This is a genomic window from Bacillota bacterium (assembly GCA_009711825.1).
Classification (GTDB): domain Bacteria; phylum Bacillota; class Proteinivoracia; order UBA4975; family VEMY01; genus VEMY01.
This window is the reverse complement of the sequence record VEMY01000039.1, coordinates 1-25,293: the sequence shown is the minus strand read 5'-3', so window position 1 is coordinate 25,293 and position 25,293 is coordinate 1. Positions and strand designations below refer to the sequence as shown.

Annotated in this window: 21 protein-coding genes and 2 tRNA genes; 18 read left to right on the top strand and 5 right to left on the bottom strand. The window is 51.9% G+C overall.

Annotated features, from left to right (window positions below; all coding sequences use genetic code 11):
- The first annotated feature begins 31 nt into the window (after positions 1–31).
- Positions 32–1,447, top strand: a complete 1,416-nt coding sequence (locus FH749_12050; GenBank protein ID MTI96195.1) for an MATE family efflux transporter — start codon at positions 32–34, stop codon at positions 1,445–1,447.
- A gap of 66 nt (positions 1,448–1,513) precedes the next feature.
- On the opposite strand, the gene msrB is transcribed toward FH749_12050, so the two are convergent.
- Both msrB and msrA read right to left on the bottom strand, forming a co-directional pair.
- A complete protein-coding gene (msrB, locus tag FH749_12045) occupies positions 1,514–1,918 on the bottom strand; it encodes a peptide-methionine (R)-S-oxide reductase MsrB (GenBank protein ID MTI96194.1) in 405 nt (134 codons plus the stop codon).
- Positions 1,906–2,439: a peptide-methionine (S)-S-oxide reductase MsrA gene (msrA, locus tag FH749_12040; protein ID MTI96193.1), complete on the bottom strand. Its 534-nt coding sequence runs from the start codon at positions 2,437–2,439 to the stop codon at positions 1,906–1,908. The genes msrB and msrA overlap by 13 nt, the downstream gene beginning before the upstream one ends.
- Positions 2,440–2,619: 180 nt before the next feature.
- On the opposite strand from msrA, the gene FH749_12035 reads away from it, so the two are divergent.
- Positions 2,620–2,694, top strand: a tRNA-Val gene (locus FH749_12035).
- Positions 2,695–2,746: 52 nt separating this feature from the next.
- Here the strand turns inward: FH749_12035 and FH749_12030 are convergent.
- A complete protein-coding gene (locus FH749_12030) occupies positions 2,747–4,015 on the bottom strand; it encodes a hypothetical protein (GenBank protein MTI96192.1) in 1,269 nt (422 codons plus the stop codon).
- 260 nt (positions 4,016–4,275) lie between these two features.
- Between FH749_12030 and FH749_12025 the strand changes: the two genes are divergently transcribed.
- The 15 genes from FH749_12025 to FH749_11955 all read left to right on the top strand — a co-directional run bounded on the left by FH749_12025 (position 4,276) and on the right by FH749_11955 (position 20,776).
- Positions 4,276–5,097: a hypothetical protein gene (locus tag FH749_12025; GenBank protein ID MTI96191.1), complete on the top strand. Its 822-nt coding sequence runs from the start codon at positions 4,276–4,278 to the stop codon at positions 5,095–5,097.
- Positions 5,098–5,144: 47 nt separating this feature from the next.
- Complete coding sequence (locus FH749_12020) at positions 5,145–5,750, top strand: DUF445 family protein (GenBank protein ID MTI96190.1); 606 nt, start codon at positions 5,145–5,147, stop codon at positions 5,748–5,750.
- 309 nt (positions 5,751–6,059) lie between these two features.
- Complete coding sequence (gene thrS / locus FH749_12015) at positions 6,060–7,994, top strand: threonine--tRNA ligase (protein ID MTI96189.1); 1,935 nt, start codon at positions 6,060–6,062, stop codon at positions 7,992–7,994.
- Between the two features lie 150 nt (positions 7,995–8,144).
- Positions 8,145–8,660, top strand: coding sequence for a translation initiation factor IF-3 (locus tag FH749_12010; GenBank protein MTI96188.1), 516 nt, complete (start codon positions 8,145–8,147; stop codon positions 8,658–8,660).
- Between the two features lie 14 nt (positions 8,661–8,674).
- Positions 8,675–8,866 carry a 50S ribosomal protein L35 gene (gene rpmI, locus FH749_12005; protein MTI96187.1) on the top strand — a complete coding sequence of 64 codons (192 nt, stop codon included), beginning with the start codon at positions 8,675–8,677 and terminating at the stop codon, positions 8,864–8,866.
- A 27-nt stretch (positions 8,867–8,893) separates the two neighbouring features.
- Positions 8,894–9,244 carry a 50S ribosomal protein L20 gene (gene rplT, locus FH749_12000; protein ID MTI96186.1) on the top strand — a complete coding sequence of 117 codons (351 nt, stop codon included), beginning with the start codon at positions 8,894–8,896 and terminating at the stop codon, positions 9,242–9,244.
- Positions 9,245–9,417: 173 nt separating this feature from the next.
- On the top strand, positions 9,418–10,665 hold the full coding sequence (locus tag FH749_11995) for a Trk family potassium uptake protein (GenBank protein ID MTI96185.1): 1,248 nt from the start codon (positions 9,418–9,420) through the stop codon (positions 10,663–10,665).
- A 9-nt stretch (positions 10,666–10,674) separates the two neighbouring features.
- Complete coding sequence (locus FH749_11990) at positions 10,675–11,325, top strand: TrkA family potassium uptake protein (protein MTI96184.1); 651 nt, start codon at positions 10,675–10,677, stop codon at positions 11,323–11,325.
- A complete protein-coding gene (locus FH749_11985) occupies positions 11,325–12,089 on the top strand; it encodes an RNA methyltransferase (GenBank protein MTI96183.1) in 765 nt (254 codons plus the stop codon). The genes FH749_11990 and FH749_11985 overlap by 1 nt, the downstream gene beginning before the upstream one ends.
- Before the next feature lie 367 nt (positions 12,090–12,456).
- Positions 12,457–13,491 carry a phenylalanine--tRNA ligase subunit alpha gene (pheS, locus tag FH749_11980; GenBank protein MTI96182.1) on the top strand — a complete coding sequence of 345 codons (1,035 nt, stop codon included), beginning with the start codon at positions 12,457–12,459 and terminating at the stop codon, positions 13,489–13,491.
- Positions 13,492–13,494: 3 nt separating this feature from the next.
- Positions 13,495–15,864, top strand: a complete 2,370-nt coding sequence (locus FH749_11975; protein MTI96181.1) for a phenylalanine--tRNA ligase subunit beta — start codon at positions 13,495–13,497, stop codon at positions 15,862–15,864.
- A gap of 75 nt (positions 15,865–15,939) precedes the next feature.
- Entirely contained in the window at positions 15,940–16,185 is a 246-nt protein-coding gene (locus FH749_11970; GenBank protein ID MTI96180.1) for a cell division protein ZapA, read from the top strand.
- Complete coding sequence (locus FH749_11965) at positions 16,182–16,730, top strand: CvpA family protein (GenBank protein ID MTI96179.1); 549 nt, start codon at positions 16,182–16,184, stop codon at positions 16,728–16,730. The genes FH749_11970 and FH749_11965 overlap by 4 nt, the downstream gene beginning before the upstream one ends.
- A gap of 3 nt (positions 16,731–16,733) precedes the next feature.
- The gene (locus FH749_11960) at positions 16,734–18,389 is read left to right on the top strand and encodes a PHP domain-containing protein (GenBank protein ID MTI96178.1); all 1,656 of its coding nucleotides are present in this window, start codon (positions 16,734–16,736) and stop codon (positions 18,387–18,389) included.
- Positions 18,390–18,448: 59 nt separating this feature from the next.
- On the top strand, positions 18,449–20,776 hold the full coding sequence (locus FH749_11955; protein MTI96177.1) for an endonuclease MutS2: 2,328 nt from the start codon (positions 18,449–18,451) through the stop codon (positions 20,774–20,776).
- A gap of 72 nt (positions 20,777–20,848) precedes the next feature.
- On the opposite strand, the gene FH749_11950 is transcribed toward FH749_11955, so the two are convergent.
- Together FH749_11950 and FH749_11945 are read right to left on the bottom strand one after the other, a co-directional pair.
- A complete protein-coding gene (locus FH749_11950) occupies positions 20,849–23,884 on the bottom strand; it encodes a hypothetical protein (GenBank protein MTI96176.1) in 3,036 nt (1,011 codons plus the stop codon).
- A 134-nt stretch (positions 23,885–24,018) separates the two neighbouring features.
- Positions 24,019–24,095, bottom strand: a tRNA-Pro gene (locus tag FH749_11945).
- Positions 24,096–24,109: 14 nt separating this feature from the next.
- Here FH749_11945 and yunB point away from each other — a divergent pair.
- A complete protein-coding gene (gene yunB, locus FH749_11940; GenBank protein ID MTI96175.1) occupies positions 24,110–24,892 on the top strand; it encodes a sporulation protein YunB in 783 nt (260 codons plus the stop codon).
- Positions 24,893–25,293 lie beyond the last annotated feature (401 nt).

The window sequence follows — 25,293 nt, the reverse complement described above, 5'->3', positions numbered from 1 at the left end:
TTTTAATCTTTTAATATAACATTTACTCCGCGTGGAATATGGTATAAAATTGGTTCGTATGTTTGAAGGAGATGATGTTATGCAGGCTGATAATAAATTGCTCACTGGTTCAGTACTACGGGGCCTGCTGACCCTAGCCCTGCCGATTTTGGCCGCCAATGTGCTGCAGACGGCCTTTAACCTGGTGGATACCTGGTTTGTCAGCCGACTGGGGCAAGAAGCAATCGCCGCGGTCAGCATGAATTTGCCGGTGTTCTTTATTGTGCTGGCCCTGGGCAATGCAGTGGCCATCGGCACCAGCTCTTTGGTTGCCCAGGCCGTTGGCGCCGGTGATCGTGCCCGGGCCAATCGGATTGCCGGTCAGGCAATGGCCTTATCATTGACGCTGGGAATATTTTCTGGGATTGTCGGCACCGCTTTGGCGCGTCCGCTTCTGGAATTGATGGGGGGGCAGGGACTGTCCCTGGATTATGCAGTTGCCTACACGCAAATCATTCTCGCCGGTAACCCAGTATTTTTCTTCTATATGGCTTTGGACGGAGTGTTGCGGGGTGAAGGCGACATGAAGTCATCTACATTGATCCTTGGGTTTGCCACTGTGATTAACATCTTCCTGGACCCGCTGTTTATCTTTGGCCTCGGCCCAGTTCCAGCTCTAGGTGTTGCCGGTGCCGCACTGGCGACGATGCTGGCCCGCGGCATTGGCCTGATTCTGATTATCAGTCATTTCTACATGGGGCGTTCCTCTATAGTTTTGCGGTTTCGCTTCTCCTGGGATTGGGAAGTGGTGGGCAGCATTATGCGCATTGGCTTTCCTTCCTCAATCTCAATGGCAATGTTGTCGCTGACAATGTTTGTCTATAACTATCTGGCCAACCAGTTTGGCCCCCATGTTGTTGCCGCCCTGGGGCTGGGGTTTCGCATTGACTCCCTTGCATTCATGCCGGGGCAGAGCATTTCCATTGCCACCCTGACAATGATTGGCCAAAATTATGGCGCACGTCTGTACGACCGGGTGGTGCAAATCTGGAAAACAGGGTTGTTGGCTGCCCTGGTCTCGTTGGGTTCAGTGGCAATTGTTGTGTTACTGGTGCCTGAATTCTTTGTCAGCTTGTTTACTGACGAGCCGGATGTATTCGACGCCACGGTTTCCTATCTGCGCATTGTGCCGCTTTTCTACGTTTTTTTGGGTTTAGGAATTGTCACATCCTCATCCTTCCAGGGACTGGGCCGGGCATTGCCTGCTCTGGTTATAAACCTGTTCCGCCTTGGATTGGTGGGAATTCCCCTAGCTTTTGTGCTGATTCGCACCGGCTTAGGGGCCAGCGGGATATGGTGGGCGCTGGCGCTTTCCGATCTTACCTTTGCCAGCATCGGGTTTTTTTGGTTTTCCCGGTTGCTGAAAAAAGGGCTCAGCAAACCAGTTTTGCCTGGCAGTCCCGAATAGCAAAAATAAACACAACCGACGTAAAAACCGGTTGTGTTTATTTATCTTGGCTGATTACTCAAAGAGCTACCGGTATTCGCCGTAGCCCTCCGCCTCCAGGTCCTCTTTTGGAATGAACCGGAGCGCAGCGGAGTTAATGCAGTAGCGAAGTTTATCGGGACCGGGGCCGTCAGTAAAGACATGGCCCAGGTGGGAGTCTGAAGAGCGACTGCGCACTTCTGTTCTTATCATTCCGTGGCTGGTATCGGTTTTTTCCGCGATTGTCGTTTTATCCACTGGCTTTGTAAAGCTGGGCCAGCCGCAACCTGCGTCAAATTTATCCCGTGAACTGAACAGGGGTTTGCCGGAGTTGATGTCAACGTACAATCCGTCTCGCTCGTTATCCCAATATTCATTGGTAAAGGGCGGTTCAGTGCCGTTTTCCCGGGTAACGAATTCGGTCAGGGGCTTGACTTTTTTCACTTTTTCCAGACCTTTTTCAAAAAAATGTCCCTGCCTGAGCTTTTACGGTAGGTCTTATAGTGGTCAGGATTTTTCTTGTGGAAATCCTGGTGATACTCCTCGGCGGGCCAGAATTTCTCTGCCGGCAGGATTTCGGTCACAATTGGCTTGTCAAAGCGACCACTGGCGGCCAGCTCCTGTTTGCCTGCTTCCGCGATTTCCCGCTGCCGCTGATTGTGGTAATAAACGGCGCTTTTGTATGATGTGCCCCGGTCGACAAATTGTCCGCCGGGATCTGTTGGGTCAATCTGCTGCCAGAAAGTATCGAGCAATTCCTTATAATTAATTTGCGCGGGATCAAAGGTAATTTGTATGGCCTCCCGGTGGCCGGTATTGCCGGCGCAGACCTCTTCATAGGTGGGATTGTTTTTATGGCCGCCTGTGTAACCGGAAATAACCTGCAGCACTCCGGGCATATCCTCCCAAGGCGAGACCATACACCAAAAGCAACCGCCGGCAAATGTGGCCAATTCTGTAGTTTGTTTTTCCATTTTCGTTCACCTCTTTCACAATCTATTTTAGTTTTTGCTGCCAGCAAAGGCAAGATACATGTGTAAATATACAACCCTCATACTTGTGACTGTCAATCTAAAATGATGGTAGATATTGAACGTCTTTTGTTCTTGACAAAGAATAATAAAATCTATAAAATAGTCAATGCACGGCAAAATGGGTCCGTAACTCAGCGGGAGAGTGCTACCTTGACAGGGTAGAAGTCGCGCGTTCAAATCGCGCCGGACCCACCATTTTGTAATTTAAAGCCCATAGGGGCTTTTTTGTTTTAAAAAATAGTGCCCGTCAGGGCACTATTTTTGCAGGATTATAATAAACTCGTTCACCGCTTTGGGCATCTACATAAATCTGATCGCCGCCGGCATTGAACATATGGGCCAGCACCCAGTCTCCGGAAACCCGTGAAGGGATGATAACAGTCTCACGGAACTCGGCTTCTTTAGCAATAACCTGACGGGCAGCGGCGCGGTTGATTGTAATCTCAGTGTTTACAGGATTATCAGGCACCGAAATACTAGGGGTCAGGGCTACAAGTTTACCAGTATAGGCATCGAATCTGGCTAAAAGCGGCCTGGTTTCCAGACGATAACCGTTTAAGCGGGGCTCAATGGCAAAGGTGTAGAGTTGGGCGCCCGCTTCGACCTCTAGCTCATGGTTGATGCTCTTAGGGGTTATCGAAAATGTGTATTCGGGACCATACATTCGGGTCAGCAGCGCCTTCAGATCTTCTTGAAGTGGGTACATGGGGTGAGTTTCGCCGTCGGTTTCGTATTCGATAACATCTCGTCCCAGGAAAAGGATTTGTCCTGAATAGGCATCCACCTGCCCCTGGATCCGTTGGCCCTGGTCACGAATTTCAAAAACATAGGTGAAGCCTTGATCGATATTGCGATTTAAATGATCGGGAAAGTCGACGATGGCCGTTTCAGCACCCCAGATTTCCCTTATCTGGACTTCCAGTTGATCTAGGTGCACCGGTGCCAGTTCCTCCGGTAAACGGTTGTAGCGCATGTAGAAGGTGGCCAACCTGTTAATCTGCTGATAATTTTCGGCAAGAACTTCCACGTTCAGTGGCACAAGCAGGCGACCAAAGGTTCCAGACTTTATCTGCCGGGCTTCGCTTAACACTCTGGAGTTCTCTTGCAGTAAAGTTTCAACACGGGCAATAAATTCATGTTCACGGTTGCTGTCTAAGCCACGGGAATGACGCAAATAGATCGTCTCCAGCGCGGTTATTAGCACGGCATCCAGGGTTAGCTCAGTTAGCTCCCGGCGCAGAGTGCTACGCTCCAAGAGATTGAGATTGTTTGTCACCGAATTGTTGTATGCTCTAATTGAGTCAATTGTTTCCAGCAAATCCGGCTGGGATTCCGGGCTTGCGGTCACCGATTGCTGTAGTTTTTCCAGCTTTCGGTCCAAATCACTTAGATAAACATAGAGCTCCGATCGGCGTATATTATAAGCGTTGAGGCTGGTAAAGCCTATAATCAGTCCCAACAAGATAAGACCTGTTAAAAAAATGATGAATAATTTTCTGTGTTTTTTAATGAACATAGGTCACCTCCTTTTTCCGTTACCTGTTTAATTTCTATGGCAAACCCAGGTTTCCTGCTCATTTTTTATAAGTTTTTGGAAGCGATTTAACACAATGAACGGCGTCAAAGAATAAGGTGTTACAAAACCACTGGATTATCTGGCTTCATTAAACAATTATTGACGCCTTAACTAATAATGCCCATCAATATGCATTATTAGCGACTGCATTCTTTGCATATACTAATTACGACCTGAAATCAAAAGGGGGTTTTTGCTTTATGGAGGCAATTTGGATTGGAACCGAATCTGCCAACCCCGAAGCTCTCAGACGACGGCTTGTTCAGCAGGTTGAATCTTGGCAGCGCAATGGGCTTTTACAAGAGTTTAACGAGACTTCCACAGGCAAAATCACTGTGTGGGATTGTAAAACTGAGAATGGCAACCAATTGCGAAATTTAGAGCGGCTTACTGCTCAGATGCTGGCCGATTATATAGTTACGGAATTGGAGCCGGTGTTACTGAAAAAACTTGCTAGACTACATCACCCGCATTTCAAGGCTGAAGAAATCGAGATAATTTGCGATAAAGTGCGTCAACGTTTACTGCGGGAAGAGGTGTTAACCGGAGAGAGTCGGAGACAGGCGATATTTCAAAAGATTGAGGATTATCTTAGTATAGAAGGCCAAATTAATGTTGAAGGATTTTTGCGTTTTCGACTGCAGGAATATCAGCGTGACCTGCTAACTCTGATAAATCAAAGCGCAGATGATTATCTGATAGAGCAGGAGTATCAGGATTTTATTAATCTTCTGAAGTATTTTGTGGAAATTCAGGAACCCCGATACCCGGAAGTTCACCTCCTGCGCATTAAGCGGGAATTGGTGCTTTATGACCCGGATTTTAGCCCAATTCATCGGGAAGCTGTGGCTGACTTGGAGGGGATAGATGCCATCGTCAGCACTTTGGTGACAGCAGCTCCCCAACGGGTCATCGTCCATGCAACGAAGTTTGCCACAGATGATGAACTTCTGACCACCATCAACAGTATTTTTGATGACCGGGTCTGCCTATGTCTGGGGTGCGAACGTTGTCTTGAATAGCTTGCATATTCTAGACCGCCGATGTATTATTTCCTAGAAGGGAATGATTGTCGGTGGTTTATTATTTTTTGTTTCCGGCATTGGGCGCTGGTATCGGCTGGTTTACCAATTATTTGGCGATAAAATTTCTGTTTTGGCCGAGAAAACCATTTAAACTAGGCAAACTTGTGGTACAGGGTGTAATTCCCCGGCGCCGGCAAGTATTGGCCGCCGCAGTCGGCGGTATTGTCGCCAAAGAATTGCTGTCCCACGGGCAAATTGCCGCGGCCATCAGCGCTCCTGAAACCCGCCATTCCTTTGCCGAGGCAGTTAGCAAAGCGGTTATAGCCCGCATTGGCAGCAGCAGGGCCTTTGCCCTGGTTCCCGGCGGGGTTCGCGACTCCATAATCCAGTTAGTTGCTCAGATTATTGTCCGGGAAGTGGAGAAAATGCTTGCCGCCAGCGGCCCGGAATTGACCGGCGATTTGCTCGCCAAATTGAACATTGCCAAACTGATTGAAGAACAACTGCTGGGCATGGACTGGCAAAAGATTGAAGGCCTGGTGTTTACCATTGCGGGTCGGGAACTGAAATACATTGAGGCAATGGGGGCAGTTTTGGGAGCCGTAATTGGATTTGCCCAGGCGCTTTTGCTTACATGGGGCCTGGCTTAATGAAGGGCTCAGCGAAAGTTGACAAACACCCATTGCAAGCGCTATAATTTTATGAAAGCTGTGAAAGGAACATATTTGGCGGAAACGCTGGCCCAGAGAGGGAAGCCCAGGCTGCAAGCTTCCTCCGGATAGTGCCGTCATTTACCATCCTGGAGCTGCAGCGGTGAACATCCAGTAACCGTTGCCGGTCGACACCGTTAACAGTCAGCAGAGTTGGGAGACATTTGTCTTCAACTTGGGTGGAACCGCGGATAACATCCGTCCCAAGGGGGATTGGATGTTTTTTGTATTTATAAGGAGGGATTTGCTATGGCAATTGTTATTCTCAAAGACGGCAGTAAACGGGAGTATTCGGCTGACGTTACCGCCATGGATGTTGCCAAGGATATCAGCGGCCGGTTGGCCAAAGAACTTGTTGTGGCCCGGGTCAATGGAGAGTTGTATGACATCAATCGGCCGTTGCCGGAGCAGGCGGAGTTGGAGCTGTTGACCTTCGACAATCCGGAAGCTCGCGATGTTTATCGACATAGTACCGCCCATATCATGGCCCAGGCGGTAAAAGAACTTTACCCCGACGCAAAGCTGGCCATCGGGCCGGCCATTGAAGATGGTTTCTATTATGATTTTGACTTACCTGAGCCTTTGTCCAGCGATGATCTGGAGAAAATTGAAAAGAAAATGCAGGAGATTGTCAAACGCAAACTGGAATTTGAGCGGGTGGAACTGCCTCGGGAAGAGGCATTGCAGTTATTTGCGGATATTGGCGAGGATTATAAACTGGAATTGATTGAGCAATTGCCTGATGATGCTCAAATTAGCTATTATCAACAGGGCGAAAAATTCTTGGATTTATGTGCGGGGCCCCATGTGGGGCATAGTGACCGGATTAAGGCGTTCAAGCTGACCAGTGTTGCCGGCGCCTATTGGCGGGGGGATGAGCGTAACCCCATGCTGCAGCGGGTGTACGGTACGGTTTTTCCCAAACAAAGCCAGCTGGAAGAGCATCTGGAGCTGTTGGAGGAGGCAAAAAAACGTGATCACCGCAAATTGGGCAAGGAATTAGAGTTGTTTTCAATTGTCGATGAAGGACCAGGAATGCCGATCTATCACCCCAACGGCGTGATTATCTGGAACGAACTGTTGAAGCTATGGCGGGAAGAACACGCCAAAGACGGGTATAAGGAAATCCGCACGCCACTAATTCTCAACAAACGTTTATGGGAGCGCTCCGGCCATTGGGAAAATTATTCCGAGAATATGTATCTTGCAGACGTGGATGACAATCCCTTTGTGCTCAAACCGATGAACTGTCCCGGCGCCATGCTCTATTATTTAAACAGCCATCACAGCTATCGGGATTTGCCGCTGCGCACAGCTGAACTTGGCTTGGTGCATCGCCATGAACTTTCCGGCGCATTGCACGGATTGATGCGTGTGCGGGCCTTCACCCAGGATGATGCCCATATATTCATGCTTACCGAGCAGATTCACTCTGAAGTCGGCAAGGTGATTGACTTGGTGGATCGCATGTATAAAGTGTTTGGACTAGAGTATACTGTCGAGCTCAGCACCCGGCCGGAAAAGTCAATGGGCACCGAGGAACAGTGGGAGACCGCAACCAATGCGCTTTTGCAGGTGCTCAAGGACAAAGGGATTGATTATAAACTTAACCCCGGCGATGGCGCATTTTACGGGCCAAAGATCGATTTCCACATTTTGGACTGCCTGAAGCGGACCTGGCAATGTGCCACTATTCAATTGGACTTCCAGCTTCCGGAACGCTTTGACCTCACCTACACCGGTGAAGACGGCCAGAAACACCGGCCGGTAACGATTCACAGGGTGGTTTACGGAGCGATTGACCGCTTCCTGGGCGTGCTGATTGAGCATTTTGGCGGCGCTTTTCCCACCTGGCTGGCGCCCGTGCAGGTAAAATTACTACCGATTGCAGACCGACACCATCAATACTGTGCTGACCTTGTCCGCCGTTTAGAGGCGGCGGGAGTTCGCGTCGTCAGCGATGACCGCAACGAAAAAATTGGCTACAAAATTCGCCAAGCCCAGAACGAAAAAGTTCCGTATATGCTGATTATCGGCGATAAGGAAGTAGAGGCGGGTTCAGCCAGTTTGCGGGTTCGTGAGCAGGGCGATGTGGGTAGTGTCCAGCTCGATGCCTTTATCGCTCACGTGCAGACGGAGATCAACACCCGGCAAAATCTTGACATCAGTCAGTTGACAAGGTAGAATAGGTTTGGTGAAAGTAGAGGCTCCTTGCTTCTCACCCCGTAGGACGCTGTTTGGTTGTCACCGGGGTCAGACGTAACCTGATTAAGGTTGTGTTTGTTATGGGCAGGTGCTTTTACCTGCCCATTTATTATTTGGAGGTGAATAATTATTAGCAAAGACTTATTGGTCAATGAGGCCATTTGGGTCCGGGAAGTTCGTCTCGTCGATGAAAATGGCGAACAGATGGGGATTGTCCCCACCAAGAAGGCCCTGGAACTGGCCAGGGAGAGGGAGTTGGACCTGGTGACTGTTGCGCCCCAGGCCAGACCGCCGGTGTGCAAACTGATGGATTATGGTCGCTATAAGTACGAGCAAAGTAAACGCGACCGGGAATCCCGGCGCAAGCAACATGTTGTGACCCTTAAGGAAGTTCAAATGCGTCCCCAGATTGATGAGCATGATTACCAGGTTAAACTGCGCAATACTATCAGATTCCTGGAAGCCAAGGCCAAGGTCAAGCTGGCAATCCGCTTTCGCGGACGCCAAATCACCCACACCGCCCAGGGTAAAGCCCTGTGTGATCGGGTCGCAGCCGATGTCGGCGATTTGGCTGTAATTGAAAAGCCGGCAAAGGTCGAAGGGCGCAATATGATTATGATTCTGGCGCCCAAAAACACTAACTGACAGGAGGATCCACTGTGCCTAAAATTAAAACCCATCGTGGAGCCGCTAAACGTTTCCGCAAAACCGGAACCGGAAAATTCAAGCGCGCCCACGCTTTTACCAGCCACATTCTTACCAAGAAATCTGCCAAGCGTAAGCGCAATCTGCGCAAAAACGGTATGATTCACAGCGCGGACCAGAAAAAACTGGAGCGTATGCTGCCGTAATAACATTGATAACAGGAGGCCAATAAAATGCCAAGAGTAAAACCGGGTGTTCAGACCCGTGCACGTCATAAAAAAGTTTTGAAACTTGCCAAGGGCTATTTCGGTGAAAAGAGCAAGGTTTTCCGCCGGGCCAACGAACAGGTTCTCAAGTCCCTGTCTTATGCGTACCGGGATCGCCGCAACCGCAAACGCGATTTCCGCAAACTGTGGATTGCCAGGATCAACGCCGCTGCCCGCAACAATGGAACCACTTACAGCCAGTTGATGAACAATCTCAAGCAGGCTGGTGTGGACATCAATCGCAAGATGCTGGCCGATATGGCTGTTAACGATGAGCAGGGTTTCAGCAAGCTTGTTGAACAAGTATCTGCCAAGTAATTGAGCGCCTGATGGCGCTTTCTTGCTTTTCAGGCAGGATACCCATAGCTCCCCGGGAAATTATAATAGTAAGGCAGGTGTAGCAAGTGGGTTATAAAATAAACAGTCTTAGCCCTGCCCGGGTATTGGCCCTGGGATTTTTGGCCGCGATTGTCACCGGTGCGCTGCTGCTCATGTTGCCGGTGATGACCGTAGGTCCGCGACTCACTTTTCTGGAGGCGTTGTTTACCGCCACATCGGCAGTTTGCGTCACCGGCCTGGTCGTAGTTGACACCGGCACTACTTTTACTGTCGCCGGTCAGGTGGTAATTCTGGCCCTGATTCAGATTGGCGGTCTGGGGTTTATGTCCATGGCTACACTCTTTTTTATGCTTATGGGTAAAAAAATCGGGTTCCGCAACCGTGTCTTAATTCAGGAATCGCTTAATCACACGTCCCTCAGCGGTGTGGTGCGTCTGGTGCGGGCAATCTTGATTTACACACTTATCTTCGAGGGTGCGGCCGCTCTGATTCTCGGCCTACGCTTCTCAATGGATATGGGATTTGCCCGGGGCATGTATTATGGGGTATTTCACGCTGTATCCGCTTTTTGTAACGCCGGCTTTGATCTCATGGGCAACTTCTCCAGCCTGACAGCATACAGTAATGATTTGATTGTGAACATAACAATAATGACTTTGTTCATCACCGGCGGCCTTGGATTTGCTGTAGTTCTAAATGTTGCTGACAAATGGCGCCGACCTGTCCATCTGAATTTCCACAGTAAGTTGGTTTTGTTGCTGACCGCAATGCTATTAATAACTGCTTTTGTTGTAGTTTTTGCTTTGGAGTATAGCAATGAGGACACCTTGGCTGGATTGCCCTGGCCGGAAAAGCTCTTGGGTACGGCCTTTACCGCCGCTACCCCACGGACAGCCGGGTTTAACACGTTACCCACAGATGCCCTCAGGCAACCGACCCAGTTTTTTATCATTCTCCTGATGTTTATCGGTGCTTCACCGGCCTCAACCGGTGGGGGCATTAAGACCGCCACCCTCGGTGTGGTCTTGGTGGCTGTATATTCGATGGTCCGGGGCGACCCTGATGCTGTCCTCTTTAAACGGCGCCTGCCCCAGTACATCATTCACAAGGCGTTGGCGATTATTATGATTAGCTTGATTCTGGTAATCTCTGTGACTTTGCTGCTCAGCATTACCGAACCGTTTGAGTTTTTGGATGTGCTGTTTGAATCGGTATCTGCTTTTGGTACAGTCGGTTTATCAACGGGCATTACCCCAGATTTGTCTGCCATTGGCAAAGTAATCATTATCGTGACGATGTTTGTTGGCCGGGTAGGTCCGGTAACCCTGACCCTGGCCTTTGCCCAACGTCTGTCTGCAAATAAGATCCGCTATCCCGAGGAACGGGTAATGGTGGGCTAGGAGGCAACTATGAAACAGTTTCTAGTCATTGGTTTGGGTCGCTTTGGTATCAGTCTTGCAACTGCGCTAGTGGAAAAGGGTCATGAAGTGTTAGGGGTGGACAGCAGGGAGGAACTGGTTCAGAATGCTTCTTCTTCGATTACCCAGGCAATCCAGGCCGACGCCACTGATGAGAAATCATTAAGAACTTTGGGCGTTACCAATTTTGATGTCGCTGTAGTTGCCATCGGCCAGGACATTCAGGCCAGCATCCTCTGCACCTTAATTCTCAAAGAACTGGGGGTTAAGTACATCGTTGCCAAGGCCCAGAACCACCTCCATGGCAAGGTGCTGAGCAAGACCGGCGCCGACCGGGTGGTATTCCCCGAGCGGGACATGGGCGTGCGGGTGGCCAACAACCTGGTTTCCACTAATCTGCTGGACTATATTGAGCTTTCCGATGACTTCAGTATTATGGAAATAACAGCACCGGAGTTCTGTGTCGGTAAGACACTGGCTCAGCTGCGCCTGCCTAACCGGTTTAGCATTAATGTGATTGCCGTAAAGCATGGTCCGTCGGAGATAAACATCACGCCTGCTGCCGATGATACAATAGAAGAAGGGGACATCATGGTTGTAGTAGGGCGCAACCGACACCTGAAGCGGTTGGAGGAGCATTGATGGACATAATAGCTTCCCGGCAAAACCCGGTATTCAAGGAGTTATTTAAACTTAAGCAACGAAAATACCGGCTGGCCCGGGGGGTGTTCTTAGCCGAGGGGGAACGGCTGGTAAGAGACGCTCTGGAAGCTGGTTGGCGCCCCCTGCAACTAATTGTTACCCAGGGTCAGGAGTTTGATCTAGGGGGCAGTTATGTTTACATAACTGAGCAGTTAATGTCTGCCCTTAGCGAGACCCGCTCTCCCCAGGGGGTAATTGGCGTCTTTCAGCATCCTGGGCGCAGATTGGAGGAGCTCGCAATTAAAGAAGGACTGGTGCTTGTCCTCGATGGCCTCCAGGACCCCGGCAACGCCGGCACGCTGCTGCGGAGCGCCGCTGCGGCCGGAGTTACTGGTGTAATTGGTCTTGCCGGCACGGTGGAACTGACCAACCCCAAGGTGGTGCGAGCCAGTATGGGTGGAATCTTTCGCACCGCCTGGGTTGAAGCTGTGGCCCGGGAAGCGTTCCTGGATTGGGCCCGGCAGCAGAAGTTGTCACTGCTGCAGCTGGAACCTCGAAACGGTATGCCATTCCATCATTACGATTACAACCACTCGCCCTTGGGGTTAGTGGTTGGCAGCGAGACCGGCGGTATCAGCGCCCAGGTAAGCGCCGCCTGTTCCGGCGCGCTGACGATACCGATGCCCGGGGGCAGTGAATCCTTGAATGCCGCCATGGCCGCTACCTTGGTGTTGTGGCAGGCGTTGATAGCCCGAGGACTCTAAACTTGTCATCGCTTTTCTGTTTATGCTATAATTAGCCAACCAGTGTTCTGTAACACCATTTTGCAGGTGTGCTACAGGCCACTCGGTGTTAGATTTATACCGCCAACGATAATGCGGAAGCGAGTACTGTGTTGCCGCACCCCGGTGCCAGGGATAGGACGCCGTGACTGGGAGCGCCTACCGGGAGGAGCACAGGAAGTTCCCTTCCAAAATCGGCAGAGTGAATTAGCAGTAGTTCTGCCCGGTTACCACCGTTACCGGAAACGAGTGCCTGCATGTTGCAGGAATTTGGGTGGTACCGCGGAATACCTTTCGTCCCTTGACGAGGGTATTTTTTTGTTAAGTTTTTGAATAAGGAGGAACGACCATGGAAACTAAGTTAAAAGAACTGAAGGTCAAAGGCCTAGATGCAATTGCTGCGGTTGATAGTCTGGAAGCGCTGGAGCAAATACGGCTCCAGTACCTTGGGAAAAAAGGTGAGCTGACTGCGGTTCTGCGGCAGATGGGAAACTTGCCACCAGAGGAACGCCCGGTGATGGGTAAATTAAGCAACGAGGTCAGGGATAGTCTCGAAACGGCTTTAGCGGAGCGCAAAACTTTGCTGGAGTCGGAGGCTCGCTCCCGGCAGCTGGCTACCGAAACTTTGGATGTGACGCTGCCCGGCCGCAAGCCTGCCCGCGGCACGCTCCATCCCCTCAGTTTGGTGCGCCGCCAGATTGAGGATATCTTTTTGGGCATGGGTTACTCAATCTACGAGGGACCGGAAATCGAAAGCGATTATTACAACTTTGTCGCCCTCAACCTGCCTAAGCATCATCCGGCCCGGGATATGCAGGATACTTTCTACATCGATGAAGATACCGTGTTGCGCACCCATACTTCGCCGGTGCAGGTGCGGACGATGGAGAAACTGGCACCTAATGTGCCGCTAAAGATGATTTGTCCGGGTAAGGTCTACCGCAAGGATGATGATGCCACCCATTCCCCGATGTTCTGGCAGATAGAGGGCCTGGTTATTGATGCGGGGATTAGCCTAGCCGATCTCAAGGGAACCCTAAACCTGTTTGCCCGGGAATTGTTTGGGCCGAAACAGGAAGTGCGACTCCGTCCCAGCTTTTTCCCTTTCACCGAACCCAGTGTGGAGGTGGATATCCGTTGCACAGGTTGTGGTGGCAGCGGCTGTCGTATGTGCTCTGACTCCGGCTGGTTGGAAATCCTCGGCGCAGGCATGGTGCACCCCAAGGTGCTGTCCATGTCCGGATATGACCCGGCCAAAGTTTCCGGCTTTGCCTTTGGACTGGGCATCGACCGGGTGGCTATGCTCAAATACGGAATTACAGATATACGCCATTTATATACCAACGATATCAGGGCTTTGACCCAGTTTCGTCAGGAGGTTTAAGCGATGAAAGTATCATATAACTGGCTTAAGGAATTGCTGGGCATAGAGCTCAGTCCCCAGGAGCTTGCGAAAAAACTGACTGCCGTCGGCCTGCCGGTGGAGACAATTGAGCCGTTGGCCAGTGGCCTTGAGCAGATTGTAGTCGCGGAGCTTACCGCGGTGGACCCCCACCCCAACGCCGACCGCTTGTCTCTGACCACAGTCAATGCTGGGGAGAACACATACAGCATCGTCTGTGGCGCCCAGAACATTAAGGCCGGGGACAAAGTGCCCCTGGCGCCGATGGGCAGTACTTTGCCCGGCGGCCTGAAAATCAAGAAAGCTCGTTTGCGGGGCGTGGAGTCTGAAGGTATGCTCTGCTCAGCCGAGGAGCTGGAATTGGAGCTAATCCAGACAAGTGACGGGCTTTTGCAATTGCCTGCCGACTCTGTGCCCGGCCAGTCCCTGACCCGCTGTCTGGGCCTGGACGACTATATTCTCGATATCGAATTAACCGCCAATCGCAGCGATTGTCTCAGCGTTCGGGGCCTGACCACCGAGATTGCCGCCACTTTAGGCAAGAAATACATGTTACCCCTGCCGCGCCCGGTTCCGGAAGCGGGAGACGGGGTTGCAATCGATATTCAGACTGAGCACTGCCCCCGTTATACCGGTATGGTCATCGAGGGTGTAAAAGTGGGCCCGTCGCCGCTTTGGGCCCAGCTGCGGCTCCTGGCTTGTGGTATGCGGCCGGTAAACAATATCGTTGACGCAACCAATTTGGTGATGCTGGAATGGGGTCAGCCTCTGCATGCATTTGATCTCAACAAATTGCCGGCGCCAGCCATCGCTGTGCGTCAGGCGAGGAGTGGCGAAAAGATCGTCACCCTGGATGATAAAACCCGTGAGTTGACACCGGAGATGATGCTGATTACTTCCGGCGATAAGCCAGTTGCAATCGCCGGAGTGATGGGCAGCTTGGATAGCGAAGTGGATGCTGGTACAAATTCTGTCCTTCTGGAATCGGCTCATTTTGCGCCCCTTAGCGTACGCAAAACCGCCAAGGCGCTGGGCATTAACTCGGAGGCCGCCGCTCGGTTTGAGAAAGGGATTGATCCGGCAATTGTGGTACCGGCGGCCCATCGCGCTGCCAGCCTGATTCAAGAGTTTGCCGACGGCCGGCCAGGAAAACTGGTGAGCGTCGGCCAGGAGCAAGATTTGACTGCCAAGATTACAGTTGATTTGGAGCGGGTTAACCGCTTGCTGGGTACAGATATTCAAGTTCCTGAGGCCCGGGAAATCCTGGACAATCTCGGGCTCGCTGTCAGCGAGGGGGAGGTACGTACACAATTTACGGTAAAGGTGGCCGGACGTCGTCAGGATTTGCGCCTGGAAGAGGATATCGCCGAAGAGTTGGGCCGAATATACGGCCTTGACAAGGTGCCGGCCAGGCTGCCTGTAGCCCCTGTTACACTCGGAATGCGGACCCGCAGCCAGCGCCTGGAAGCATTGGTGCGGGAAACGTTAGTTGGCTGCGGGCTGAATGAAATGGTGACTTATGCCTTCATCAGTCCGGAGCAGGTTGCCAAGACTAAGGCCCGGGCCGGTGTGCCCATCGCCAATCCGCTGACCCGGGAGCGTTCCCAAATGCGCGGCGAAATGCTGCCGTCAGTGCTGGAGACCCTCGCCGTCAACCTGGCCCAGGGGCGGGCGGGCGCTGCCCTGTTTGAACTGGGCACTGTTTATCGGTCCGCACAGCCATTGCCCGCTCAGCATACCAATGTTGTCGGAGCCTTGTGTGGCGAGGCCCCGGTCCATTGGCAGGGCGCTGCCCAGTATGATTTCTATGCAATCAAGGGCGTGGTCGAACAATTGCTGGCCGCTCTGGGGATAGATGCCGAATATATAGCCGCTGCCCCTGAGCAATACCATCCCGGCCGTTGTGCGCTGGTCAAATGCCAGGGCAAAGAGTTGGGGTATGTCGGGCAAGTGCATCCGGAAATTTGCGTGGCGGTGAAATTAGAAAAGCCTGTTTACTATTTCGATCTTAGTTTTGGGGCGCTGATTGCCCTTAGCCCCGAAACAATTTCCTTCCAAGCGCCTTCCCGGTATCCGGCAATCCACCGGGATTTGGCAGTGGAGGTCGACAGTGATGTCACCGTCGCCCGTCTGCATGGGATTATCGAGCAAATTGGCGGCGAATTGTTAGAGTCAGTCCAGTGTTTTGATGTATATAGCGGCGCAAACCTGGGCCCCAACCGTAAGAGTTTGGCCTTTGCCCTCAGTTTCAGGCACCAGGCGCGGACGTTGAAGGATAAAGAAGTCCAGGCGCTGATTGATAAGATTATCTCGGGTCTGGAGCAAGAAGCAGGCGCCAGACTGCGCGGGCGCTAAAGCTTGTCTAAAGACCGGATATAGTATAGAATGGTGTAAAGTTGCCTAAAATTTCTGCCGCCAGGGGGTGGACGTATGGGTTCTTTGGATGATTATAACCGGGTTACTGTAGAAATCTGGGGTCAATCGCTGACATTGCGCACCCAAAACGAAGCGGAATATGTGGAAAGATTGGCCCAGTACGTGGATCAGCGTATGGCCAGTGTCGCCGAAAAGAATCCCCGTCTGAGCACCACGCAGGTTGCGTTGCTGGCGGCAATCAATTTAACCGATGAATTATTTCGCGCCAACAAAAATGATGCAGGTGGTGAAAGTAAATGAACCTGTTGGATATTATTATTCTCGTTCTGATTGGTCTCAGTGTCTTTGAGGGTTTGCGTAAAGGTCTCACCCGTCAGGTCTTCGAACTGGTGGGAATAATCGCTGCTTTCTTTTTGGCCGTCCGTTTTGGCCAGCAGGCGGGAGAGTTTATTTCCAATCTGTATAATGTGGAACCATACTTGGAAGGCCTTAATAATCCGCTTTTGAATCTAGAAAATGCGGTAGCGTTTTTCTACAACGGCATTGGCTACCTGGCAGTATTTGTGTTGGTTGTTATCGCTTCCAAAATCGCCGCGATTGCGCTTTCTGGCGTAACTAAATTGCCGATAGTGGGTACTGCCGACAGGCTTGGTGGCTTAGCTGCAGGTCTGCTTAAGGGACTGCTTACCACCTTAATCCTTGTGTGGGTACTGTCGCTTTTGCCTTTGCCGGCAGTGGAAGAGGCAATGGCCAACTCGCCGATTGCCCAGGGATTCCTGCGGACTGCTCCTGGCATCTATGAGCGTGTGCAGGAGGCAATAGTCGGCTATCTGCCGGGGGCGTAATTGATGTTGAACCGGGAGCTTTCTTGGCATCTGCATACTATCTCGGTTCTCTTGGAACTAAGTGATGAGAATTTCTTCAAAGTCCGGGCCTTTCGGAATGCGTCCCGGGAAATAAAGCGTCTGACCCGGCCGGTAACTGCAATGCTGGAGGACGGTAGCATTGAGCACGTGGAGGGCGTTGGTTCGGGTATTATTGGTGTGCTCCGGGAGCTGGTGGAGACGGGAAAAAGCTCTCTTTTGGATGAGCTGCGCCACGAGGTGTCACCGGCCTTGGTTGAGCTGGCCAGCATTCCCGGCATTGGTGCCAAGACAGCCCGTTCCTTGGTCGGGGAGCTGGGTGTCCAAAACATTGCCGAACTGGAAGCCGCCGCTGAGGCGGGCAAAGTCAGGGAATTGCCCGGATTCGGGCCCAAAAAAGAACAAAGCATATTAGAAGGAATAAAGCTCTTGCGCAGCCGCGGTTCGCTGGCGCCAATCGGTATCAGCCGACCGTTGGCTGAAGTTTTGGTGCGTTTGGTGCGACAATATGAGTGGGTGGCCGCCGCGGAAATAGCTGGCAGCGTCCGCCGTTGGCAGGAGCTGAACGCGGATATAGATTTAATTGCCGCAACTGCTGATCCCGACGGCCTTGCCCGTGCCCTGGAGCAGATAAAGGGCATCGATATTGATGAGCTTGACGGGGAAAAATTGCTGCTCAAGACAAGTATGGGACTTTCTGTTCGGATTTGGTTGGTTCCGGAATCTCAGTTTGCCTTACACTGGCTGCAGTTTACCGGCAGCAAAGGGCATGTGGAGGCGTTGAGAGCGTTGGGAAGTCTCAAGGGCGAAACCGAGGCGGATATTTACAGGCATCTGGGGCTGCATCCGGTGCCGCCGGAACTGCGACAACCGGATTTGGATTTGAAGCGCTTCCATCTTGAGAGCACTCCCCCGGCTTTGCTAACGGAGGCAGATATCCGGGGCGACTTGCATATGCATACTCTCTGGAGTGATGGCGTGCTGGATATCGCCGAGCTGGCAGAACTATGCCATAAGCGGGGCTATGAGTATATCGCCATCACCGATCATTCCCCGTCCCTGGCCATCGCCCGGGGCCTCTCCGAGGACAAACTCAGCTTGCAATTGGCCCAGATTCGGGCCCGGCAACATCAGTATCCCCTGACAGTGCTGGCTGGTATTGAAGTGGACATCCGAAACGATGGAAGTCTGGATCTGCCTGATTCATTGTTAGCGAAGCTGGATTGGGTGGTTGCTTCTGTTCACAGTCAGTTTAAAATGAGTCGGGAGCAAATGACCGCGCGCATTGAAAAGGCGATGGCCAATCCCCATGTTAATGTTATCGGTCACCCCAGCGGTCGTTTGCTGCAAAGGCGTCCCGGCTATGATTTGGACTGGGAGCGCATGTTCGCCGCTGCTCTGCGCACCAACACCGCACTGGAAGTTAACAGCTCTCCCGACCGCCTGGATATTAACGACAAGTTAATTGCCCAGGCAATCGAGAAGGGTGTAAAGCTGGTAATCAGCACCGATGCCCACAGCGGCAATGAGCTTGACAATATACGTTTTGGCGTCGCTACCGCCCGCCGGGCCGGCGCTGGCAGTGAACATATCTTGAACTGTATGAGTCTGGCACAGTTGAACCGTCATCTGAAGTCCTGAGCTTCGGGGACGGTTCTCATTTCGCGCTGCGCCGTGTGGCGCAGGGAGGAGGAAGTTTCATGGATGCACGCAGCATGCGGCTGTTAGAACTGGACAAAGTTCTTACCATGCTAAAAGATAAATGTGTGACAACGATGGGCAGCGCCCGGGTGGAGGCGCTCGTCCCCGCTATTGACCGGCACCAGGTTAAGCTCTGGCAGAGTCAGACAAGGGAAGCGGTGACACTACTGGGGCGAGCAGAGCCGGCCCTGAGCGGGCTTGTGGATATATCCTCGGAAGCGATTCGCGCCGGCAAGGGTGGAATTCTTGAGCCCTTACAGCTTTTTCGGATTGCTCGGTTTCTCGATGCTTCGGCAGCTTTAAAGCGCCTTCTGGGGACATTGGATAAGGACAGTTATCTGGCACTTACCGCCCAGTCTTTGCTTCATTTACCGGACCTCTCTGCAAGTTTGCGACGGGCTGTGGATGAAGAGGGTAATGTGCTAGATACAGCCAGTCCTGAACTGAGGAGCATTCGTCGCAAATTGGATAATGAGCGTTCCCGCCTGCGGGATAAACTGGACTCGATGGTGAAATCGCCGACAATCCAGAAATATCTCCAGGAGCCACTGGTAACCCAACGCGGTGAGCGCTATTGTCTGCCGGTTAAAAGCGAATGCCGGGGCCAGGTCCCGGGAGTGGTCCACGACCAATCGGCCAGCGGCGCCACTCTGTTTATCGAGCCCATGGCTGTGGTCGATATCAATAACGGAATCACCCAGCTCCAGAGGCAGGAGCAGGCGGAAGTGCAGCGGATTCTTCGGGAGCTGTCCAACCAGGTCGGCAGTTATAGCGAGGACCTGGTTCTGGCAGTGGAGAGTGCCGGCGAGGCAGATTTTATTATTGCCCGGGGCAAACTGGCATTGGCAATGGATGCCATGGAGCCGGAAATCAGCGAGGGCAAGGAAATGGAAATTGTCCGGGGCAGGCATCCCTTACTGCCTGCTAAAGAGGTTGTGCCCTCGACAATCAATCTCGGCAAAGACTTCAACGCTCTGGTGATTACCGGGCCCAACACCGGTGGTAAAACCGTGACTTTGAAGACGGTCGGCCTATTATGTTTAATGGCCCAGGCCGGTCTCTGGCTGCCGGCCGACAAAGGAACTGTGGTTCCGGTATATACCGAGGTTTTCGCAGATATCGGGGACGAGCAAAGTATCGAGCAATCCCTGAGCACCTTTTCTTCCCATATGACCAACATTGTCGGTATCATTGAAAGCGCTGGTCCTCAATCTTTGGTCCTGTTAGATGAGCTGGGGGCCGGTACCGATCCCACTGAGGGGGCGGCGCTGGCTATTTCCATTCTCGAGCATCTGCGAGGCGCGGGTTGTTCCCTGGTGGCAACAACCCATTACAGCGAGCTCAAGGCCTATGCTTGGACAGAGGACGGTGTCGAAAACGCCAGTGTGGAATTTGATGTGGAAACGCTGCGGCCTACCTACCGACTGTTAATCGGGACACCTGGCAAGAGCAATGCCTTTGAAATTGCCACCCGTTTAGGGCTCCAGCAGGAAATTGTCCAGCGGGCCAGGAGCCTGCTGGGTGGCGATGTCCGTAGAACCGAGGATATGCTGGCTGCGCTGGAGGCGAGCCGGGTAGAGGCAGAAAAGAAACTGGTTTCCGCCCGGAACCAACTGCGGGAAGCGAACGCGACCCGTGAGCAGTATGAAATGCGTCTGCAGAAGCTAGAGGCAAAACAGGATGAAATCATCGAAGCCGCCCGCCAGAAGGCAAATGAGCTTGTGCGCTCAGCCAGGCTGCGGGCTGATGAACTGCTCACTGAGCTGCGCCAGGCCCAGTCGGAAAATGTTGATGAACTTGCCCGGCGGGTTCGAGAGGATTTAAAGCCGACCCAGACGGTCCGTAAGCAACAGCAGGCGCCAGGCGAAAAACCTGATCCGTCCAAGCTCAAGCCTGGTCAAACTGTAAAAGTCGCATCTCTGGACAAAACCGGCAACCTGCTTTCAATTGGCGCAAATGAAGCCCAGGTGCAGGTTGGAATTATGAAGATAAACGTAGCTCTGGACGATTTGCGTTTAATCAGAGAAGCAGAGCAAAAGAAGACTGTGGAGCGTCATCTCACAAAGGCGGTGCGCTCAGAGCTGCCTCTGGATCTCGACCTTCGGGGCATCACTGTAGAAGAAGCCATCCTTCAGGTAGACAAATATCTAGATGCTGCATTGCTTGCGGGCTACGAGCAGGTATCCTTGATTCACGGTAAGGGTACCGGTGCCCTGGGGCGCGGCCTACAGGACTATTTAAAAACGCATCCAGCAGTTCAGGGCTTCCGATACGGCGGCGCCGGTGAAGGTGGTAGCGGCGTTACGGTTGTTAGTTTAAAGAAATAAAAAAAATGTCATGAGTGCTAAAAAGCGCTCATGACATTTTTTGTGTCAGTTATTCGTCAGGAAAGTCTCAGCTTAGATTACCCGGAACCACCGGGGCAGTAGACGGAAGGCGCCGTCGCCGTTCTCTCCGCTACCATTCCCGTTGCCATTGTCTTCGCCTTCGCCGTTATCACCATTGTCGCCATTGTCGTCGCCACCATTTCCGTTGTCATCAGGGGCTGGGACGGTTACGGTTGCGGCGCTGGTGCGGGCAGATTCAACCCTGTTGCCGCCGATTTCGTAAACCACACTCAGTTGATATTCATGAGTGCCGACCGGCTGATTCTCCCGGACATGGGGCGAGGAGCCGAGCGCTACCGGGTTGTTACTGCTGGTAATTCTCTCGCCGTTACGCCAGATATGAACTCCAATTGCAGGTTGATTGGCAATCGAGCTCCAGGTCAGGGTTACTTCGCGGTCGCCGGTTAGCTCTGCTTGCAAGTTCAGGTTCAGCTCCCGCATAAAGCTGAACTCGGGGTGGATATCCCGTTCTCGGTCATCCTCAGCAACTACCCTGAGGCGGTAAGTGTAAGTGAGGCCGGGAATTGGGTGCAAGTCGTCGGTATACTGGGTGCGGTTGATGGCAATTTGCTGGGAGTTTACCTTTTTAAACTCGCTTTCGCCGGGGCCGCGCCGGTAGAGGTTATAGCCGACATTTTCTCGCTCTTCCAGGAGGTCGTTATTCCAAATCAATGTCACGCCGTTGGAGCCGTAATTGCCGCTCAACTGGTAGGTCGGACCGTGCATATCGCAGTAGTCTTCAGGCGGCATTTGGTCGGCGTCAGCCGGCTTGCGATCCAACGGGGGATTCCAACGCTCGTCGGTGGGAATGAAGGGCGGGCGATTTAAGAATACCTGTGTTTCCAGAATATCGCTGGGGCAGTATTCGGTGGCCAACAGACCGCTTTCGCTGCAGACTTCCATTTCGATATGCATGTCACAGACTTCTGAGGGTGCGTTGCTCCGCAGGAACAGCTCGCTTCTGGTGCTCGGGCAGAGATCGCTGGGTAAAAGGCCCGACTTGGTGCACACAGTCACTGAGACCACACCTGAGGGGCGCCCGGGGAAGGGCACGTCGTCTTTGATTGTGCCCCGGACCAGGTTGCCCCAAATCCGGTTCAGCAGAGTATACGAGTTATCGCCTGTCAGGCCCCGGACAGTATGCCGGTTTCCTTCTTTATCGATATAAACCTTCCAGTCGTTACCCATCCAGAGAGAGAATACATAGTCGCGGGAGTAGCCGACAGTCCAGCGGTCATGAGCTTCGTCAGTTGTGCCGGTTTTGGCCACCACATTGAAGCCCGATGTGTTGCTGGGCCGGGCGGTACCCCGGGTAACAACATCTCTGAGGATGCTGGTCATCATATACGCGGTCTCTTCGCTCATGACTACTTCTTGTTTAATCGAGGCTTCATAGATGGGATTTCCATCCCTGTCTTCAATCTTCGTGATGAATATCGGTTCACTGACCACGCCCCGGTTGGCAAAGCCAGAAAAGGCACGGGCCATTTCCAGTGGGGAGACGCCATAGTCTGAACCACCAATTGCGGAGGAAAGGTGACCGCTGGTGCGGGTAATGTCCTTGCCCAGGAGCTTGCTACCGAACTCAGTGGCTTGTCGTCCGCCTACCTGTTCATAAGTGCGAATTGCCGGCAGGTTATCAGAGTAGGCCATGGCGTCCCGCACGGTGACCAGGCCCCGGAAAGTCCTGTTGACGTTCTCTGGGGTCCAGGGTCCTGACGGAGTAGACCAGATTCCCGGTGAGTCGTCAATAACGCTGCCGGTGCCCATCACGCCATACTCAAAGGCTGGCCCGTAGACCAATACCGGTTTGATTGCCGAACCGGGCTGGAATTGAGCGTGCCTGCCATATGCCCTCTGGAGCCTGTTGGATGAACTCCATTCCCGGCCGCCAACCATGCCCAAAACGTGCCCGGTTTGCGCTTCCATAATCACCGCTCCCGCCTGGGGATAACGGCGGCCAGTGTCTGGCTCAACAAAGCTGTCTCTGGGGAAATTACTGTCGTCAAAGAGATTTTCTTCGATTAGCTCTTGAATCTCCGGATCCAGCGCCGTGTAGATGTGAAGACCATCCCGGCGCAGGGCCCGCTCTGCTTCGGCCTTGGTTTCGTAAAGGCCGTTCTCCTCATCGGTGAGAATTTCAAGTGCAAAATCATGGACTATCGCATCGGTATAGTGAGGATATTTCCAGCCCCGGGTCTGGCGAGGGACGAGGGTAATTTCTTCTTCCGCTGCCTGCTGGCGTTCTTCCTCGGTGATATACCCGAAACGAAGCATCCGCCACAGGACATCATCCCGGCGATTCAGTGAGACTTCCATGTCATTCGGATCAGGCGCGTAGCGGCTGGGCCAGTTGGGGATCCCGGCCAATAGTGCTGCTTCGGAGAGGGTCAATTCGCCAACCGACTTGTCGAAATATGTCTGAGCGGCGGCCTCAACGCCATAGGCGCCATTGCCAAAGAATGTGGCGTTATTAATGTAGAACTCAAAAATTTCTTCCTTAGTGTACATCTTTTCCAGCTGTAGGGAGATGAACAACTCCTGCAGTTTCCGCTGGATTGTCTGTTCCGGTGTTAGGAAAACCTGCTTGACCGTCTGCTGGGTAATGGTGCTGCCACCACCGTGGCCGGTCACAAATGCCCGCAGAATTGCCATGGCGTCAAAGCCAGGGTGCTCCCAGAAGTTGTTGTCTTCTGCCGCCAGGAACGCTTCAATTAAATGCTGGGGCAATTCATCAATTGTTACCGGGATTCTGTTGTGGGCATCATGGATTTCTGTAATGAGATCCCCGTTTTTGTCGTAAATATAAGAAGGGATTTCTGGCCTTAGAGGCGCATCCGGATCCCATTCGGGCATGTCCTGGAATACCCCGGCAGCTATGCCTGCAGCAACACCGCCACCGGCCATCAGCCCGGCGAGACCAAGCACGATAATAATCTTGGTCATGAACCAGGTTACTTTTCCAAATACCAACACGGAGGGTTTGGCTTGTTTCCAATAATATTTTATTTTGTTTTTTAAACTGTCCAATGTATTTTTCTTACCCATTAGCTCGCCTCCTTTAGGCCTTAAAAATTCATGTCAATTATAGCATACCAGCGGGTACATGTTAACAAATTTATATTATTCCCGTGAATGCAAAAAAAATCCAAGCCCAACTGAGCTTGGATTGATTGACAAAATGGTCGGGATGACAGGATTTGAACCTGCGGCCTCTGCGTCCCGAACGCAGCGCTCTACCAAACTGAGCCACATCCCGGCACAGATTATTGTATGAGACTGAATGCTGTTTGTCAACACAATGGAAGGAGAAATAAACTTATGGGCAGAATTGGCTTCCGGCGCCCACTCTTTAGACGACCGTATTATCGCTCTTTCCGGTTTTCAAAACGTTTTTTGCGCTTCTTATTATTTATAGTAATTATTTTTATTTTAATCCGCACTTTTGTCGCCATTGAAACAAATCTGCGCCCTACTATTGTTTCGATTGCCGAGGCCAGGGCAAAGATACTTGCAACCCAGGCGATAAACAGCGCAATTGATAAACATATTGCCCAGGAAAGCCGCTATGAGCACTTAATTTTTATTCATAAAGATAATGAAGGAAATGTTGTGATGGCCGAGGTGAACAATGCCGAGGTCGCGAGAATTCAGACCCTGACAACGATGAATGTCCAAGAAGCGCTCCGGCAGTTACAGGCGGAGCGAATTAGGATTCCGCTTGGCCAGGCACTGGGAAGCGAGATTCTTGCCAACCTTGGGCCCAGAATTCCGGTTACCTTGGTTCCCATTGGCACAGTTAGCGCGGAGATCAACCAGGCCTTTGAATCCAGCGGTATCAATATAGTCTCTCATCAGGTAGGGTTAGATATTGTTGCAAGCGTTCAAATTGTGATTCCGTTTGTGTCCACAGAGTTTAATGTAAAAACTTTTACACCGATCGCCACGGCAACGTACTTTGGACGTGTGCCAGACACGGTAATTAATCTTCCTCTTCCTTATCAGTTCGACTTTCCTTCAGAAACACCTAGTGAGCTGCCGCAGCAAATTCCTTGAACAATCTGCTTGCCGATGGATATACTAAATGTAGAGTCAATTTGGATTTTTAGTTCTTTAATTTTAGGTGTTGACCTGGTCATCAACACATGCTACTATAGCTTTCGTTGTCAGCAAACAGCAATTCAAAAAACACAGGTTGAAACTGGATGTTGACAGCAAGTCAAAGATGTGTTAATCTATAAAGGTCGCTGTCACACGACGGCGCAGCGTTTGGCGAAAAGCCAAGCAATGAGGTTCGGCATTTTCGGCGCGAACCGACAAGCAAAGATGCTCGTTATTTTCGACGGCTTCGCCGGCGAAAAAACGGAGATCCTTGAAAACTGAACAGTGAGTAAGAGAAGCGATTTAAACCAGTTGTTTTTGAGAGTTTCAGACTCTCTTCGAAATTTTTTTGGAGA